The sequence below is a fragment of the Plantibacter sp. lyk4-40-MEA-4 genome (genome assembly GCF_030209415.1).
In the GTDB taxonomy this organism is placed as follows: domain Bacteria; phylum Actinomycetota; class Actinomycetes; order Actinomycetales; family Microbacteriaceae; genus Plantibacter; species Plantibacter flavus_A.
In genome coordinates this window covers 185,869-200,653 of sequence record NZ_JARVSA010000011.1, presented here as the reverse complement: position 1 = coordinate 200,653, position 14,785 = coordinate 185,869, and the positions used below count along the sequence as shown (strand labels likewise).

Genomic DNA, 14,785 nt, shown 5'->3' with positions numbered 1-14,785 from the left:
TTCCGCCGGTCCTCGCGAATGACACTGATGATGCCGATAGCCGTTGCGAGCAGGAGGAGGCTCTGCACGATCGCGGGGTACAGCTCGGTCGGTACCGGGTGTCTTCGACGCTCCGGCACGGCAGCGACATCGCGAACACGACCGCTGAAGCCACGCTCGCCCAGGTCCGGGGGGCGAGGAGCATGACTTCGAGATCCGACCTCAGCTGAGAGCCGGGAGGGCCCAACAGCTCAGGGCTGCGCCGGTACCGAGTATCACGGCGGCGCCCCAGACGAGGCCCGCGCTGATTCTCCTGGTCAGCCCGAGGCGTTTCCGCAGCCGCGTGACGGTCTCGACGTGTCCCGCCATCTCTGCCGTGAAGCGCCGAAGCAACACCTCGTCTGCAGGTGTGGCCGGCGCAGGAGTCGTCGGCTCGGACAGACGTTCCACCGCGCGGGAGACCGAGTCGATCCGCAGCTGCACGGCTCCCGTGTACTGCTGGACGATGACCCCGGCAGACAGGACGAACGCCCCTATGGAGGTCGTGAAGATCGGCAGTACCTGCGCCAGCTCCTTCTCCGAGTAGTCGTCCAGCGGGCCGATGAACGCTGCCGACGCTATAAAGCCGACGCCCAGTACCGACAGGAGGACGACCAACGCACCCGGCCAGGTGGCGAGCGGCTCATCGACCAGCTTCCTGAAACCGTGGACGTTCAGCGTCTGAGCCATGCAACCGAACCTACCCGCGACGGTGACAATCGCGCAGCATCGATCCCGGGGCTGCACTTCTCGACGGCGGACACCTCGGTGCAGAAGCTCGTCGACGCCGGGATCCTCGTCCAGTCCTGCGCAGGCGGACGGAACCGCTACTGGCAGGCCGGCGAGGTCCTGCAGGCGCTGGACGAGTTCGGCGCACGGGCCAGTCGTCGGCGGGGAGGTTTCCGAGCTGGCCGGCCCGGAACGCGCCGCCGCTGAGCGCAGTCAGGGTGGAGGGACCGACCTGCCGAGCTAGGCGCTTCGCTCGGTCGTCCGGAGCCAGTCCGTGATGGTGGTAGCGACGTGGTCGAGGTCGGATTCGAGGAGGAAGTGTCCGCCGTCGACGAGTTCGACGCGAGCATCGGGGGCGTCGCGGGTGAACGCCGTGGCGCCGGCGGCTGCCAAGATCTCGTCGTGACGCCCCCAGATCGCGAGCACCGGTACCTGTGAGGTGCGGAGCCATTCGTGCACCGCGGGGTAGAGGTCCCGGTTGGTGGCGTAGTCGAGGAAGAGCGCCAGCTGCACGTCGTCCTGACCCGGTCGGGCGAGGAGCGCGAGGTCGTGCTCCCAGGCGTCGGGGTCGACGGTCGTCGGGTCCGGCACGCCGTGGGTGTACTGCCACTCGACGGCCTCCCGCCCGAGGGCCGGACGGAGCGCGTCGCGCGTCTCGGTGGTCCGTTCGGCGGCGTCGGCCCAGATCGGGTCCCAGAAGCTCGGTACGAAGCCCTCTTCGTACGCGTTGCCGTTCTGGGAGATGACCCCGACGACGGCAGCGGGGTCGTTGAGAGCCAGTCGCCAGCCGACCGGGGCGCCGTAGTCCTGGACGTAGATCGTGTACTGCGTCACGCCGATGGTCGAGAGGAACCGGCTGGTCACCCCTGCGAGGGCCGCGAAGGTGTAGTCGAACTCGTCGACCGAGGGGGCGGAGGAGCGACCGAAGCCGATGTGGTCTGGAGCGATGACGCGGTACTGGCCGGCAAGCGCCGGGATGAGGTGCCGGAACATGTGGGAGCTGCTCGGGTACCCGTGAAGGAGCAGGAGCACGGGAGCGTCGGCAGGGCCGGCCTCACGGTAGAAGACGTCGAGCCCGTCGATCGAGACGGTGCGGTGGTGGACGGTGACCATTGCTAACCCCTTAAGATTGTTTTACTGGTTAGCCAGACGGTAGCATGGATCCAGGGCGCCGGTCGGCGCGACAGAACGGAGAACGATGCTTCGCGACGAGGAGCTGCTGCTGGGCCTGTTGAACAGTGCGCCGGTCGTCGAGGGCACCCCGACCGATCAGCTCGAGGGGGTGGCCGGGCAAGACCTGGCGCGCAGCTGGGGCGGCACCGGATCCGTGGACGAGTTGACGCGCCTTCGACGTGCGAGGCAGGCGCTGCAGACCATGATCCGTGGAGATGACGGAGGAGCGGTCAGAGACCTCGCGGGCATCCTCGGGGATGCCGTGCGCACCCCGCGTGTCACCCGGGACGGCGTGATCTGGGACCTGCAGATGCCGGAAGACGACCGCCTGGTGGCGGGGGCCGTCCTGGCGTGGTCGAGCGTGATCACGGAGTTCCCTGGTCGCCTCCGTGCGTGTGCGAACGACGAATGCAACCTGTTCCTCCTCGACCACAGCCGCCCTGGCACCGCGAAGTGGTGCTCGATGGCGGTCTGCGGCAACCGGATGAAGGCGCGCACGCATGCGCGCCGCGCTCAGAGCTGAGCGGCCCGGTACACGCTCGGATCAGGACGAACGTCGTGTCGCGGCGTCACTTCGCGGCGGCGACATGAGTCCCTCTCAAGCTGACGCTCGGCGCATCAGGCTCGTTCCAGCGGAAGAGCACCAGATGCCAGAGCCCCGGCCGCTTGCGCGAGGGATCGATCAATCCATTCGCGCCGCCGGCAAGGAGGCGGTCGCGGACGCTCCACGACGTCGGCGTGCCTCCGCCGGCGGCGATGTCCTGCCACGGGGCTGTCGCGTCAGCGAGGTCGATGCCTGCCGACTCCAGAGCCCGCGCGTCGCGCAGGTCGACGATGCCGGGCGCCTCGACGTCGATCTCAACGATCTCGCGCGCCCCCGCCCGAGCATCCTGGTGGGCGATCATCGCGGCCTCGACACCGTCGACGGACGAGCTCAGGTACAGCGTCGGCTCGTTCGCCCGCGAGTAGCGCCCAGCGGTGCGCGATCCGGCGATCGCGAACTCGCGGAAGCTCGGGTCGATCGCGCGGTAGAACGTGCCCCTCAGTGGTGGCGCGAAGGTCAGGCCGATGTCGGTCACTGTGTCAGAGCGCAAACGGCCGGTAGGCGAGCGCGCGGACAATGATCTCGTCGGGCGAGAGCACGGACGGCGGCCAGTAGATCAGGTCGGACACGCGCGGATCAGGCACGTTCGCGCGAAGGACCCCGAGGAGCTGGTCCTGCTCATCCTCGGTCCCCGTCGCGGCCTGGAGTCGGCGGACGATGTCGACGAGCTCCGCCCGTCTAGGTCCAGTGAGATCGGCCATGACCACCATGGTCATATCGGCGGTGGCCGACGGGTCGGTGGCCGCCGGCAGTGCGCGTTCTACTTGCTGGAAGGCGCTGAGCCACGGAGACGCTCCTCGGGCCCGTCGTCGCAGTGCGACGAGCCAGTCGTCGAGAGTGCGCATTCTGCTGCTTCGAGGGCGATGAGGGAACGGAACGGACGCTCTCGGTAAGGGGCTGCAGGGCCGCTATGGTCGTTCGAGGGAGGCGACGGATGAAGGCGTATGCGGCATTGTGGGGTTCGCTGCTCGGAGTCTTCCTCGCCTCGACGTTGGTCTCGGCGGCGATGATGGGACCCCCGGGCCGCCGGAACCAGTACCTCGACGCGATGACGGCGGTGGCGGTCGCCGGGCCGGCCACGGTGGTCGCCTTGCTGGCTGGCGTCACGGTGTCGCTGCTCCCCGTGCCGACTCGACGGGCGTTCGCTCCGACCGCGGAGACGTTCTCGATCACCCTGCTCGTCATCGTCACCGCGGTCGCCCTCTATCGCGGAGCCGTGGGCGCTGACGACGATCGCCAACTCGACGCCGGAGCGGTCGGCGGATGGCTGTTCGGCGCCTTCGGGATCATAGTTCTGCTGACCGCGGTCACGATCCGCGCCGACCGCAGGCGACGAGCCGACCGTCATGCCACGTCGACGACCGCACGACGGTCGTCGCGCCGCTGACCGCAGCGGCGCGCGCACCGGGACGAGTGAGGCCGGAGTGGGGCAAGCACGCTACTGAGCGGAACGACGCGATTGCTCCTTCTCGACTCGACCTTCGACATACAGCCGAGACAGAATCGCGATCGCGCCTACCGCGGTCCCGATCCAGGACACCCAACCGTGGTCCATCATGAAGTTCGTGATCGGGTCGGGGAGGAACCGCAGCACGTTCGGGTTGCTGTTGTGCAGGGTGAAGGAGACGGCGATCAGGATTCCGAGACCCGCGAGGACGGCGAGGGCGGCACTCAATTTCTTCATGGATCGAGAGGACACCGTGCCCTTGGGGCCGAGTCAAGTCGTTCCGTTCGCTTGACGCTGCCCCTGGGGCATCTGCTGGTATTGAGATCGAAGACGGGGAGAACCGTATGGCGTGGAGCACGCAGCAGCTGGCCGATCTGGCCGGCACGACGGTGAAAACGGTCCGGCACTACCATCAGGTCGGGCTCCTCGATGAGCCGGAGCGCGCGCGCAACGGTTACAAGCAGTATCAGACCTCCCACCTGGTGCGGCTCCTGCAGGTCAAGAGGATGAGCGATCTCGGCATCTCCCTCGCGCAGATCCGCGCGCTGGCCACGAGCACGCTCGACACGGACGCGTCCATCGCCGTCCTCGATGCCGAACTCGAGGCGAGCATCGAACGGCTGCAGCGCGTGCGCGCGGAACTCGCCCTCCTCCTGCGATACCGCGCGCCGCTCGACACGCCCACACCGTTCGCGCACTCCGCCGACGGCCTCCCGGAGCAGTACCGCGGGCTGCTCACCGTGTACTCCCGCGTCCTGAACGAGACGGCGCTCCACGACACGAGCGACCTCCTGAACGAGCCGGATGAGGCGAGCGAACCGTTCGAATCCCTCACCGACGAGTCGGACGACAGGGCCATCGACGATGTCGCACAGCTCCTCGCGGTGTCGATGACGGCCCACCGGAAACGGTTCCCGTGGGCTGCTGATCTGCGATCGGCTCAGCGGACGAAGGGCAATCTCGCGCAGGAGGCACTCTCCTCCGCGGTCGTCGATGCCTTCAACCACGGCCAGCTGCGCGCTCTCGCGCGCGCGAACGAGATCGTGCGCAAGGCTGACCCAGTGGACGATGAAACGCTGTGATCGATCCGCGTCACGGGCGCCACGGAGTTGACCCTGTCGTCGGGGCACGGTGTCCGATGACGCCCATGAAGAACAACACCTTCTCGGTGGCCTGACGGCTGTATCCGCGCTCACGCGATCGCCCGATTCGCCGAGAGGGCACGTGATCATTCGAATCGGCGAGGCTTGACTCGGCCCCAAGGGCAGGCTGTCGACTGTCCGTGTCGTGAAGTGCGCGACACCGACAGGAGGGCTTTTCAGTGAACACCGACACCATGCCGACAGATCGTTCTCGCAGCGTCGGCTGGCCCGAACTCGCCGTCGCGGCGATCACCGCTGTCGTGCTGTACATCGGCGGCGGGCTTGGCCTCTATCTGCTCGAGCTCCCAGCCGCAGCATCGGGAGTCGCGCAGTTCGCACTCTCTGCCGCCGTCCCCGTGCTCGCGTTCGTCGCCGCGGTCCTCATCCGCCGGCGACCGCTGAGTGCATTCGGGTTCCGCCGGGTCGCCCCGAGGTGGTTGCTCCTCGCGGCATTGCTGGGCCTCGTCGCGATGGGCCTCGCGTCGCTGCTGTCGATCTTCGTCCTCGATCCGCTCTTCCCTGACGACAACACGCAAGCGGACTACGACACCGCCGCGACCGCAGGCATCGCATTCTTCCTCGGAACGCTCGCCATGGGCGGAGTCATCGAACCGTTCGGCGAGGAGCTCCTCTTCCGCGGTGTCCTCGCGAGCCTTCTGAAGCGTTGGGGGCCATGGGTGATGATCATCGGATCGACCCTGGTGTTCGCACTCGCCCACGGCATCAACGTCGTCTTCTTCTCAGCCGTCTTCATGTCGGTCGTGAGCACCTACCTCTATTGGCGGACCGGATCGATCTGGACGAGTGTCATCGTCCATATCACCTACAACTCCGCCGCCCTCATCGCCAAGGGCCTCGGGCTGTAGGGCCGAGACGAATAGGAAGGCACCATCGCGCGATTCCCCCGGCGTGGAATACCAGAGCGTCCTGACCGGCGATACACGCCGAATCGGTCGCGGGCTCATCATCTCCCGCTCGCCTTCCGCTTCCTGGGAGGCGCAGAGAGAGCCGGTTGCCCACTCCGAGTGAGCCAGAGGGCTACATGTGAACGCGGACGTAAAGTGTCGCTGGAGCCCCGCTGAATCAGCGGGTTTCCAACGTAAAGTGTCGCCGGCGTTTCCAGCACAAAGTGTCGCTCCGAACATGCCCGCGTGATTCCGCGGTTCTGAGGGCGTGATGGGGTCATCTGGTGGCGTTCAGCGGCAGGGTCTAAGCGCGGAATGTTGAGACGCCGTCGAATCAACCGCTCTCCAGGACCATGCTGGGCTCTACGTCGCGGAAACTCAGCAAAGATCTGTGCGGCGTGGACCGACCCTCGCGACTCCTTGCCGAGAATCACCAAACAAACGCCGGAGCCGTAGAGTGCTTCGGCGTTTCAAACGCTTGCGCCATGGCGGTGAGCGTCGGATTCAGCTTCGAAGTGTACAGTCCTTCGTCGTCGACGAACTCTTCCATTCCCGGACGCATCGACGCCACATCGTACCGACGGGTCGAGCGCTTGTGTTGATGCCGGTGACGTGGTTGGCGTCCTCGATGTGCACGACGACGAGGGTGCCGTCCGTGTCGACCTTGATCTCTGTGAGCATTGCTGCCCCTCTCTGTTTTCCGCATCGGGGCGTTTCCCCGATACGGAGAGCAGATAGTGAAGCGGAAGAGAGACCATAAGCGGGCACCCCTGTTGGTCGGGAAGTTCTGGGCCGCAATGAGGGAGCTCGAGACCGTGGCTCAGAAGTTTGCCGCGCGCATGTGCCGGCACTGCGGCCGCGTTGGGCACGGGGTAGTGGAAGCACATGATCGGAGTCTCGGGGAAACCCCAGACCCGGCACGGGTCAACACGGCGCCGGCAACGCCGGCCCCTCATCGCTCAGGTGCACTGAGCTGAGCGTGCGTAGGCTGTGCGCATGGATGCTTCCGTGCCGTCGGTGTTTGCACCGATAGCTGAGGAGTGGGGCATGGTGCAGGCCCGTCTTGCTCGAGCTGAGGAGCACTACGCGGCATTCGGGCGCCGCTGGGCTCAACACCTTGATCAAATGGATGATCGGCTGGACCTGCAGGTCGACGATACCGGCACCGCGACGGTGCGGGTCGGCCGCGCTTCTGGGCTCCCCATGGAGCTGTCCATTCTCTTCGGCGAGTTGCTGTACGAGCTTCGCGCAGCTCTAGATAACTGCCTTTACGCGGTCGCTGTGCTGGTCTCTGGTGAGAACCCGCCGCCGAACGCAGCCCGGCTTGAGTGGCCCATCCGGCTGAATGCAGCTGACTGGAAGAATCAGTCATCTCGTTACCGTGACCTACCCAGCTCGATCACACGAGCGCTCGAGGCAATTCAGCCCTACCAAGCCGAAACTCCCGGTTGGAACGCTCTGGGCATCCTGCACGAGCTTGCTCGAGTTGATCGCCATCGCTCGCTTCATGGACTTGGTATCTATCTCACGGAGGCTCGTCTCGGCGTGAGAGCGGCTGAAGTCGACGTTCTCTACCTCCGCCGTGAGGGAATCGTCGATGACGGGGACGTCGTCGCTCGCGTGCAGCCAATGCACGGCATTGAGTTGTCACCATCCAACTTCGACCTTGACCTTCAGTTCACCGTCGAAATCACGAGCGTCGAGACCTCGGTCGGACCGCATGGGGAAGACAAACGCCCATGGGGTCCACTCGACAATCGGCTTCGAGCGCTCATCAAGGCGTCCCGTGAGTACACGAGCGAGCTGTTCGACATCGCCGCTGACCACATAGCCCATGACGCATCGTCCGGGGCTGCAGATCCGACTAAGCGGAATTGAGGTCAACGGGTGATCGATACCCGTACTTGTACTAAGTGAGCCTCGTTGGGCTTGGTCGTCACAGGGACGCCCCGCCAAATGCTTCTTCTTGAACAGCTTCGACGATGTGTTTGTTTGCTCCCCTCCAACCAAATCGATGGAGCAGATGCAGGCTCGGCTCGACCGCGAGGGTTCGAGCATCCGAGGACCCGCTTCCGGTAGCGCGCAGATTGATGGTGCGGCTCCACTCGTTCGAGCCAAGCTGGTACTCGCCAGGCAGCATCCGGCGCCGGTTGTCCGAAACAAGCTTCCATCCCCGTGCTCCATTCAAATGGAGGTCGACCGTGACTGGAACACCGTCCAGCACCCCCATCTGGTACCGGATCGCGAATGCGATCACCTCGGTGAATTGCGTGATGGGTGCCCACAAGGCGAAGTAGTGTTCGTCGTCGTCAGTGCTGGCTATCCGGTAGTCAGGTTCTGATGCCGGAACCTTATGCCAGGAGGCGAATTGGCCGCTTTCGAATGCAGCCCAGGTCTCCCTGTGCATGAACAGGTTCTCCTCGGTAACCCACCGGTGCCCTACTGCGGGACGCGATACGTACGGGTAGGGCCAGCCGCGGGCGCGGACTACTGAGCGATGAACGCCCTCGCTCAGCGCGTTGAAGTCCACCCGCTCAGAGACGAACTCCGTCGGGCGGATCGTGTAGCGGAAGTGCGCAGACTCGAAGATGTCAGCCAGACTCACGTCCTTGATGAAAGCGTCGAGCTCGTTCTCGTACTGTTTCTCATCCGTCGGGCCGAGCTCAAGCTCGAACCCGGAATCGCGCGCAAGCGTGCGGAACCGGGTCAGTTGTTTCTGCGTAGCCAGGTCGAGAACGCCCCGGAGTTCATTCTGCGTGTGAGTGTTCGTGCTTTCAGGTTTCCTCATCGAGCGGGTGTAGAGCGTCCCACGGACGAGGGTCTTCCCGTAGTCCCGTGCGCACAGCACCGGGATGTCATCAAACTCCGCGATCTCCAGCACGACGACAGGTTTACCGTCCGCCAGCTTCCGCAGCGCTCGTTCGATTCGGAGCGGTGGGTCCGCATATCGATTAATCTTGTCGACAACGGAGTCGTAGTCGAGCCACTCAGCGAGCCGCTCATCCGACAACCCGCACCGTTGAGGATCGATTTCGTCGAAGCCGATGATCACATGCCCGCCGTCACGTTGATTGGCGAGCGCGATCGCTGCGCGACTCACCTTGGCGAGGAACTCGCTGTCAGATGTGGACCCGGGTCCTTTGAACTCAACCGCTCGCGCCTCGTACCCTGACTCGATGAGGGCGGTCAGCTCGTCGTTTGAAAGCATAGGGCCAATGTACTGCGAGCGGACCGTGCAGCCAGTCAGGCTTATTTATTAAGCGGGCTCGCGTTCAACGGCCTCAGGCGGCAGAGCTCGTGGCACGCTCCCGGGCCCGACTTGGGGCGATGTACTGAACGGATCGATGTGCCTCCACGCTCGTCCGAGGCCGACTTCCCGTCGAAGATTGAGGAGAGGTTCTGCCGCCGTATAGGCGCGACCGCGCTTCTCGCCGGTCGCAGTGAGCAGGCCGGCTTGCGCCAGTGTTGTCAGGTCACGTGTAGCGGTCTGGGGGCTAATCTCCGTACCCGATTCGGCGAGCGAGGTCATGTATCGACCGCGAGTGACGGTAGCTCCGAACAGAGCGTCGAACAGCGCATCCATTGCTCGGTCATCAACCCCCGCACCCTCGAGCAGGTCGCTCAGCGCCGTAGACGCCTTCCCCGCCGCGACAATGCGCGAAGCGCGCTCCATAGCCTGGTTGAAGTGGGCAGTGAGAACGAATCGAATCCAGGGACGGACCTGCTCTGGTGTTGCTGACTCCGGAGCCCATTCGCCTTGGCCAACCGCCGCCAGCACGTCATAGTAGGCCTGAGTGTGGCGGCCGAGGTACTCCTCTGTAGAGAGGAAGACCGGCGAGATGTCGTCGTCTCCGGCGAGCACGAGGGACTGCAACACTCGCGCCATGCGCCCGTTTCCGTCCTTGAACGGATGAATGAGGACGAAGTTCAGATGCGCCATCGCTGCGTCAATGAGCAGGTCGCCGCTACCCATTACGGAGTTCGCGAGCTCGTCCATCAGCTCAGGTAGCGCACCCGCGTCGGCGCCTTCGTGGACGATGTCGCCGGTAGATTCCTGCTGTACAAATACCGGGCCGATACGGTACCGCCCAGGTCGCTTCGTCAGGTCATGTGACGTCACCATGTAGTGGAGGCTGCGGATGAGAGTGGGGTCCACGACGACGGGATCTTGAGCTAATTGCAGCACATAGGTCATCGCCAGCTGGTAGCCGGCGAGAGCTCGCTCAGTATCCTCGTCAACGGTGGCCGGCGTCTCGCCCTGAGCAATCGCAGCCACGTCGTCGACGCTTGCATTGATACCTTCAATGCTGTTCGAGCCTTGCACGTTGCGGGCAAACGTCATCCGACGGAGCGGCGCTGTCCAGCGATTTCCCTGACGCACCTGATGCTTCAGCGCGTCACTGAGCTCCTGAATGGAAGCGCGAACCTCCAGCTCTTCGCTGGTCAGAGGGGGGGCGGTATACACGGGTTCTCCGGACGACGACAATGATGATTATTTATCATCATAGCAGCACCTGGTCGAGAGTGAACAGCTATGCAGCGTCTGCGCCCCCCGCGACGTGGCCTCGCGCTTCGCGCTTCGCAGAGCCGACTTCGAGCGAGCGATCGAGTCTAGATGGTTCCGCGCCCTACATCGGCATCTGTCTGTTGGCGCTCGGACGATCAAACGAGCCGCCACGGCACTTGGAGCTATAGGTATTGATGGGCTCTCGGAGGAAGCATCGTACTCAGCGTCTCCGGCCCCCGAAAGCCGACCTGGTTGAGGCAGTCCGTGGCGTAGTCCACGACTGTGCTGATGAATTCTCTTGCCGACACGGAAGGATCAACGGTGATCGTGAGGGGGTGGAACCGTGCGGCTAGCGGTGTCGACCTCTCAGATGACGTGAAGCTGTCTTGATGGAACGTGAGCCGCTTGGTGAGTCTCTCGGAGTTGTCTGGCGTCCACTCGACGCCGATTCGAACTTCGAGGTCGCCGGCCGGGGCATCTTCAGCGACGGTGTAGGCGAGCGCGAGGAGGGCCGCGACGAACCCTTCCAAAGCTTTGACCGGCACCTGCCACGGTTCGAGGTTGTGCCCTACTGGTCCGTTTCGGTGTCCTCCAGCGCGCCATGCGAGGCTCGCGGAGCCGTCGTCGAAGACGGCCGCGCGGCCCGGCCTCCACCCATCTGCGTTGGCAGGCGGCGCGATCCACCCGCGAAGTCCGGCACGGCTGCTGTACGGGCTCACGTCTGACAGGGGGTGGTACTCCTCCGAGCCTCCGGCCAGCCACCAGGTCGCCAATTTGCGTGCTTTCTCAAGGATTAGCGCCGCGTCCGCCATGTCACGCCGTCCCACAAGAACCGGAGGGACTCGAGGGCGAACCGCACCGACGAAGATCGCGTGCTGGCCGGTATCGAACGACTGAGCCATCGCTTCGTAGACGCTATCTAGCTCCTCCCGAGCTCGGCGTGCGGCGTCGAATCGCGCCCGGTACGCAGCCTCAATGTCGCGCTCGGTCATCCAATGTGTGTCCGCATCGGTGCGCAGTGGCGCAGCGAATAGATTGCCCTTGTAAATGAGATGCGGGCCAAGAACGCTAGGCGGCACGACGATAGCGACCGCCCGGTTCGGCCCGCTGCCCACCTGGTAGGTGCGGACACCAAATACGGGCGGGGTAATGGCAGTCATGCAGACCTGCTGGATGGTGCGCTCGTAGTTCTCGTCGCACTCGCCCGCATCCACTCGCTGGACGGCAGCCTTCTCTTCCTCGTCGACGCCGAAGACAAGCATTCCGCCTGTCGCGTTCGCGAAGGCCGCGATGTCTTTCAGATGGTCTGACTGCTTGAACTCTCGCTGCGGTGGCAGCTCGGTTTTCCAGTCCAGCTCCTGTGACTCAGGGATGCCCTGTGCGACCGCGGTATCGATCATGGCGTCACTGAGGGGCCCTGGCGCCTCACCAAGCAAACGATGGAGGGGGGTGTGCAACATGCCGCCATCCTATGAGCAACAGCATCTAAGTGGCGGTGCCTATGCAAACCTTTCGTGCCAGCTCGCGCCCGCCGAACGCTACCGTCGTCTCATGACCTCTGGCGCGCCTTTGACGACATCTCGTCTCATAGATCCCCGCTTCTCTCTTGCTACGGCTCTCGCATCTCAGCCAGGCGTTTACGCTCTGTTACTCGGCTCTGGAGTATCCACAAGCGCCGGAGTCCCCACCGGATGGGGAGTCGTCGAGAATCTGGTCCGTCGGATCGCTGCCGCCGGCGACTCTCCGCTCGCGGCAGACGAGGACTGGGAAGCGTGGTGGCAAACCCAAATGAGCGGAAGCGAGCTCGGTTACTCGCAGCTGCTGGCCGACATCGCGTCCACGCCCGCAGCGCGACGGGCGCTTCTTGCCGGTTTTTTCGAGCCCACAAGCGAAGATCTCGAGACAAACAGCAAGTCTCCCAGTGCCGCCCACAAAGCTATCGCCACCCTCGTCGCTCACGGGATCATCCGGGTCATCGTCACCACGAACTTTGATCGGCTTCTTGAACATGCTCTCGCTGCGGAAGGTGTGATGCCGCAGGTCATCAGTACTAATTCGGACGTACTAGGCATGGAGCCGCTTCAGCACGCGAGGGCCACGATCATCAAGGTCAACGGCGACTATGCAAGCCTCGATCAGCGCAACACCGTCGAAGAGCTCGATAGCTACCTTCCCGAAACAACTGCTCTCCTTCGCCGCGTTTTTGACGAATACGGCCTCGTTGTCTCTGGTTGGTCCGCCGACTGGGATGCCGCCCTGGTCTCGGCAGTCAAAGCGTCCGCTAACAGACGGTATCCGCTCTATTGGACCGCGCGAAGCCACGTGGCGTCTGGGCCGGCGGCAGAAATAGTCGCACGCACCGGGGTGTACGTCGTCGAGGACGCGTCGGCGGAAGTTTTCTTCCCCGACCTGGTAGATCGAGTGAAGGCCGTCCAGGGCCTCCTGGAGCCTCCGCCCTCGCGAGCTGTGAAACTCGCACGGCTACGCCGCGCATTGCCGGACCCAGTCCGCCACCTCGACGTTCGATCAATCTTCGAGGCCGAGCTGCGCACACTCAAGACGTGGTCTCAGCAACGCCCAGAAAGCCCCCCAGAGAACACCAACAACGACAACGCCTTGGACCAACTCGTTCAAGTGCACACCCAGTTTGAGACACTCATCGAGCTGTTCGCTACCGGCATCCTTCTCGATCGAGACCACCAGCACGACGATCTCTGGGTGTGGGTCTAACAACAGGCCCTGAACACGCGCGAACGTATGACAGGTAGTTTCACCGACTGGTGGGACAACCTCCTGCATCTCCCAGCTTTTTTCATGCTCCGAGCGGCCACAATGGCGGCCCTCTTGGCAGGACACGAGCAGATTGTTGTCCGAATGGCGGAAGAACCAACCTGGAATGACCCTCACCGGGCTAGAGGACCGATACCTGCCTACGAAGCTCTGCACCTTCACGTCACCCTCGACTACGAGATCATGAACGCGATTACGCCTACCGGATGGTCACGCAATCCTGCGAGCAGGTGGGTACGTACGAGCCTGGAACCAATTGCGAAGATCTTGAACGGCAACGGCCCCGTGGGCTTGCTGTTGGATCGGATGGAGTACCGGATGGCGCTTGCAAGCCAGCTTCTTGAACGCGACGGCGATCTGTTTCCGTACCCCCCGGCCGGTGGCGAATTCGCCCGAGATGCTCGGGGTCGAAGTAGGGCGCCAAGCGGGCACCTCGCGATCACCGATGACTTCCTCAAGGTGGGCGATCGCGTCGCCTGGGGCTACCGTCCCGAGGAGGCCTCCGTCTTTGAGTCAGAGATCGGCGAACTGGACGATCATCTTTCACGCACCTACCTGGGCTACTGACGCCGAGTAGCCCTCGGCCGCTCGGTACGGATCCAGGCATGGTCTGCCGCCCGGCCATCAGATCATGACTGAAGAAGCACCGGGCCGGGGTGCCCAGACCAGGGGCCAGGAGAGTAGCGGGGCGGGGTAACCCTGGCCTATTCAGTGAGTTTGACGTCGATGTCCGCGATTTGCGCGATTCGCCACTGCACCGATTCATTGGTCGATTCAGGGCGCCGCCACCCCGGTCGGATGCAGAGCCACGGCCTCAAATGGTCGAGGATGACGAGGGCACCGGATGCAGCGTTTCACCTCCAGGACGGGAGACGCGTCTCGGTGCTCGCGCGCTTGCGGGCCACTTTAGGTCGCCACTCGTTCAGAACACGAGGTCGAGCTCGGTCGCTGGCTCGATGGAGGGTGGGACACTGAATGCTTTCGCCAGGTGACTGATTACGTCACGAAATACAGGAGACGCTGCGCCGGAGTTATTCATGAGTACCGGGTCCGCGATGTTCACGGACACAACGTACTGCGGCGCCTCGGCTGGGAAGAACCCGCTCATCGAAACTAGGTAGCTGTCGGAGTATCCGCCCGCACCGTCCGGCTGCTGCGCCGTGCTGGTCTTCATTGCAACTCGATAGTTCTCGACTTTCACCTGGTCCGCCACCCAACTCGATCGATCAAGCTCTCGAGCACATCTGTCGCCTGCTTTGCTGCGCGCTCGGAGATGACCCGACGGCCGGGTGCAACCGTCGACTCAACCATCGTTCCGTCCGGTGCCCTGCAGCCAGCGACGAGTTGCAGCGGCTGCAACACTACATGTGAACGCGCACGTAAAGTGTCGCTGGGAGCCCAGTGAAACACTGGGCTCCCAGAATAAAGTGTCGCCGCAATTTTCATAACAAAGTGTGGCCGGGAACACGC

At 63.9% G+C, this 14,785-nt stretch carries 17 protein-coding genes; 7 read left to right on the top strand and 10 right to left on the bottom strand.

The genetic code is table 11. The features are described from left to right. Positions 1 to 201: 201 nt before the first annotated feature. A complete protein-coding gene (locus QRN44_RS17955) occupies positions 202 to 708 on the bottom strand; it encodes a hypothetical protein (RefSeq protein WP_121289443.1) in 507 nt (168 codons plus the stop codon). Positions 709 to 987: 279 nt separating this feature from the next. Further along, a complete protein-coding gene (locus QRN44_RS17950) occupies positions 988 to 1,860 on the bottom strand; it encodes an alpha/beta fold hydrolase (RefSeq protein ID WP_285039910.1) in 873 nt (290 codons plus the stop codon). Between the two features lie 85 nt (positions 1,861 to 1,945). On the opposite strand from QRN44_RS17950, the gene QRN44_RS17945 reads away from it, so the two are divergent. After that, positions 1,946 to 2,443, top strand: coding sequence for a CGNR zinc finger domain-containing protein (locus tag QRN44_RS17945; protein ID WP_175116567.1), 498 nt, complete (start codon positions 1,946 to 1,948; stop codon positions 2,441 to 2,443). Positions 2,444 to 2,489: 46 nt separating this feature from the next. Here QRN44_RS17945 and QRN44_RS17940 read toward each other — a convergent pair whose 3' ends face one another. Continuing rightward, entirely contained in the window at positions 2,490 to 3,041 is a 552-nt protein-coding gene (locus QRN44_RS17940) for an RES family NAD+ phosphorylase (protein ID WP_285039907.1), read from the bottom strand. Then, positions 3,004 to 3,369 (bottom strand): bacteriocin immunity protein, encoded by a 366-nt coding sequence (locus QRN44_RS17935; protein WP_175116568.1) that lies wholly within the window; start codon positions 3,367 to 3,369, stop codon positions 3,004 to 3,006. The genes QRN44_RS17940 and QRN44_RS17935 overlap by 38 nt, the downstream gene beginning before the upstream one ends. A gap of 89 nt (positions 3,370 to 3,458) precedes the next feature. Between QRN44_RS17935 and QRN44_RS17930 the strand changes: the two genes are divergently transcribed. Next, the gene (locus tag QRN44_RS17930) at positions 3,459 to 3,911 is read left to right on the top strand and encodes a hypothetical protein (RefSeq protein ID WP_175116569.1); all 453 of its coding nucleotides are present in this window, start codon (positions 3,459 to 3,461) and stop codon (positions 3,909 to 3,911) included. 51 nt (positions 3,912 to 3,962) lie between these two features. Here the strand turns inward: QRN44_RS17930 and QRN44_RS17925 are convergent, their stop codons facing one another. Beyond that, the gene (locus QRN44_RS17925; protein WP_175116570.1) at positions 3,963 to 4,208 is read right to left on the bottom strand and encodes a hypothetical protein; all 246 of its coding nucleotides are present in this window, start codon (positions 4,206 to 4,208) and stop codon (positions 3,963 to 3,965) included. Positions 4,209 to 4,315: 107 nt separating this feature from the next. Here QRN44_RS17925 and QRN44_RS17920 point away from each other — a divergent pair, with 107 nt between their 5' ends. Both QRN44_RS17920 and QRN44_RS17915 read left to right on the top strand, forming a co-directional pair. Further along, entirely contained in the window at positions 4,316 to 5,053 is a 738-nt protein-coding gene (locus QRN44_RS17920; RefSeq protein ID WP_285039904.1) for a MerR family transcriptional regulator, read from the top strand. Positions 5,054 to 5,307: 254 nt separating this feature from the next. Further along, positions 5,308 to 5,979, top strand: coding sequence for a CPBP family intramembrane glutamic endopeptidase (locus QRN44_RS17915; protein ID WP_285039902.1), 672 nt, complete (start codon positions 5,308 to 5,310; stop codon positions 5,977 to 5,979). 543 nt (positions 5,980 to 6,522) lie between these two features. Here QRN44_RS17915 and QRN44_RS17910 read toward each other — a convergent pair. Then, positions 6,523 to 6,699, bottom strand: coding sequence for a hypothetical protein (locus tag QRN44_RS17910; protein WP_285039901.1), 177 nt, complete (start codon positions 6,697 to 6,699; stop codon positions 6,523 to 6,525). Between the two features lie 315 nt (positions 6,700 to 7,014). Here QRN44_RS17910 and QRN44_RS17905 point away from each other — a divergent pair, with 315 nt between their 5' ends. Beyond that, on the top strand, positions 7,015 to 7,896 hold the full coding sequence (locus QRN44_RS17905) for a hypothetical protein (RefSeq protein ID WP_285039900.1): 882 nt from the start codon (positions 7,015 to 7,017) through the stop codon (positions 7,894 to 7,896). 58 nt (positions 7,897 to 7,954) lie between these two features. Here QRN44_RS17905 and QRN44_RS17900 read toward each other — a convergent pair whose 3' ends face one another. The 3 genes from QRN44_RS17900 to QRN44_RS17890 form a co-directional block, all read right to left on the bottom strand. Beyond that, on the bottom strand, positions 7,955 to 9,226 hold the full coding sequence (locus QRN44_RS17900) for an AlbA family DNA-binding domain-containing protein (protein WP_285039897.1): 1,272 nt from the start codon (positions 9,224 to 9,226) through the stop codon (positions 7,955 to 7,957). 48 nt (positions 9,227 to 9,274) lie between these two features. Beyond that, a complete protein-coding gene (locus QRN44_RS17895) occupies positions 9,275 to 10,483 on the bottom strand; it encodes a Fic family protein (protein ID WP_285039895.1) in 1,209 nt (402 codons plus the stop codon). Positions 10,484 to 10,707: 224 nt separating this feature from the next. After that, entirely contained in the window at positions 10,708 to 11,985 is a 1,278-nt protein-coding gene (locus QRN44_RS17890; protein WP_285039894.1) for an AlbA family DNA-binding domain-containing protein, read from the bottom strand. A gap of 328 nt (positions 11,986 to 12,313) precedes the next feature. Between QRN44_RS17890 and QRN44_RS17885 the strand changes: the two genes are divergently transcribed. Together QRN44_RS17885 and QRN44_RS17880 are read left to right on the top strand one after the other, a co-directional pair. Further along, positions 12,314 to 13,255 carry an SIR2 family protein gene (locus QRN44_RS17885; protein WP_285039892.1) on the top strand — a complete coding sequence of 314 codons (942 nt, stop codon included), beginning with the start codon at positions 12,314 to 12,316 and terminating at the stop codon, positions 13,253 to 13,255. A gap of 243 nt (positions 13,256 to 13,498) precedes the next feature. After that, positions 13,499 to 13,882 (top strand): hypothetical protein, encoded by a 384-nt coding sequence (locus QRN44_RS17880; protein WP_285039890.1) that lies wholly within the window; start codon positions 13,499 to 13,501, stop codon positions 13,880 to 13,882. 355 nt (positions 13,883 to 14,237) lie between these two features. Here the strand turns inward: QRN44_RS17880 and QRN44_RS17875 are convergent, their stop codons facing one another. Further along, positions 14,238 to 14,516: a penicillin-binding transpeptidase domain-containing protein gene (locus QRN44_RS17875; protein WP_285039888.1), complete on the bottom strand. Its 279-nt coding sequence runs from the start codon at positions 14,514 to 14,516 to the stop codon at positions 14,238 to 14,240. Between the last annotated feature and the right edge of the window lie 269 nt (positions 14,517 to 14,785).

Excerpts from the sequence above, each read along its gene's own strand:
- QRN44_RS17885 (WP_285039892.1), top strand. The coding sequence starts at position 12,314 with ATGAGCGGAAGCGAGCTCGGTTACTCGCAGCTGCTGGCCGACATCGCG.
- QRN44_RS17935 (WP_175116568.1), bottom strand. The coding sequence starts at position 3,369 with ATGCGCACTCTCGACGACTGGCTCGTCGCACTGCGACGACGGGCCCGA.
- QRN44_RS17945 (WP_175116567.1), top strand. The coding sequence starts at position 1,946 with ATGCTTCGCGACGAGGAGCTGCTGCTGGGCCTGTTGAACAGTGCGCCG.
- QRN44_RS17930 (WP_175116569.1), top strand. The coding sequence starts at position 3,459 with ATGAAGGCGTATGCGGCATTGTGGGGTTCGCTGCTCGGAGTCTTCCTC.
- QRN44_RS17910 (WP_285039901.1), bottom strand. The coding sequence starts at position 6,699 with ATGCTCACAGAGATCAAGGTCGACACGGACGGCACCCTCGTCGTCGTG.
- QRN44_RS17925 (WP_175116570.1), bottom strand. The coding sequence starts at position 4,208 with ATGAAGAAATTGAGTGCCGCCCTCGCCGTCCTCGCGGGTCTCGGAATC.
- QRN44_RS17890 (WP_285039894.1), bottom strand. The coding sequence starts at position 11,985 with ATGTTGCACACCCCCCTCCATCGTTTGCTTGGTGAGGCGCCAGGGCCC.
- QRN44_RS17950 (WP_285039910.1), bottom strand. The coding sequence starts at position 1,860 with ATGGTCACCGTCCACCACCGCACCGTCTCGATCGACGGGCTCGACGTC.
- QRN44_RS17920 (WP_285039904.1), top strand. The coding sequence starts at position 4,316 with ATGGCGTGGAGCACGCAGCAGCTGGCCGATCTGGCCGGCACGACGGTG.
- QRN44_RS17955 (WP_121289443.1), bottom strand. The coding sequence starts at position 708 with ATGGCTCAGACGCTGAACGTCCACGGTTTCAGGAAGCTGGTCGATGAG.
- QRN44_RS17900 (WP_285039897.1), bottom strand. The coding sequence starts at position 9,226 with ATGCTTTCAAACGACGAGCTGACCGCCCTCATCGAGTCAGGGTACGAG.
- QRN44_RS17915 (WP_285039902.1), top strand. The coding sequence starts at position 5,308 with ATGCCGACAGATCGTTCTCGCAGCGTCGGCTGGCCCGAACTCGCCGTC.
- QRN44_RS17880 (WP_285039890.1), top strand. The coding sequence starts at position 13,499 with ATGAACGCGATTACGCCTACCGGATGGTCACGCAATCCTGCGAGCAGG.
- QRN44_RS17905 (WP_285039900.1), top strand. The coding sequence starts at position 7,015 with ATGGATGCTTCCGTGCCGTCGGTGTTTGCACCGATAGCTGAGGAGTGG.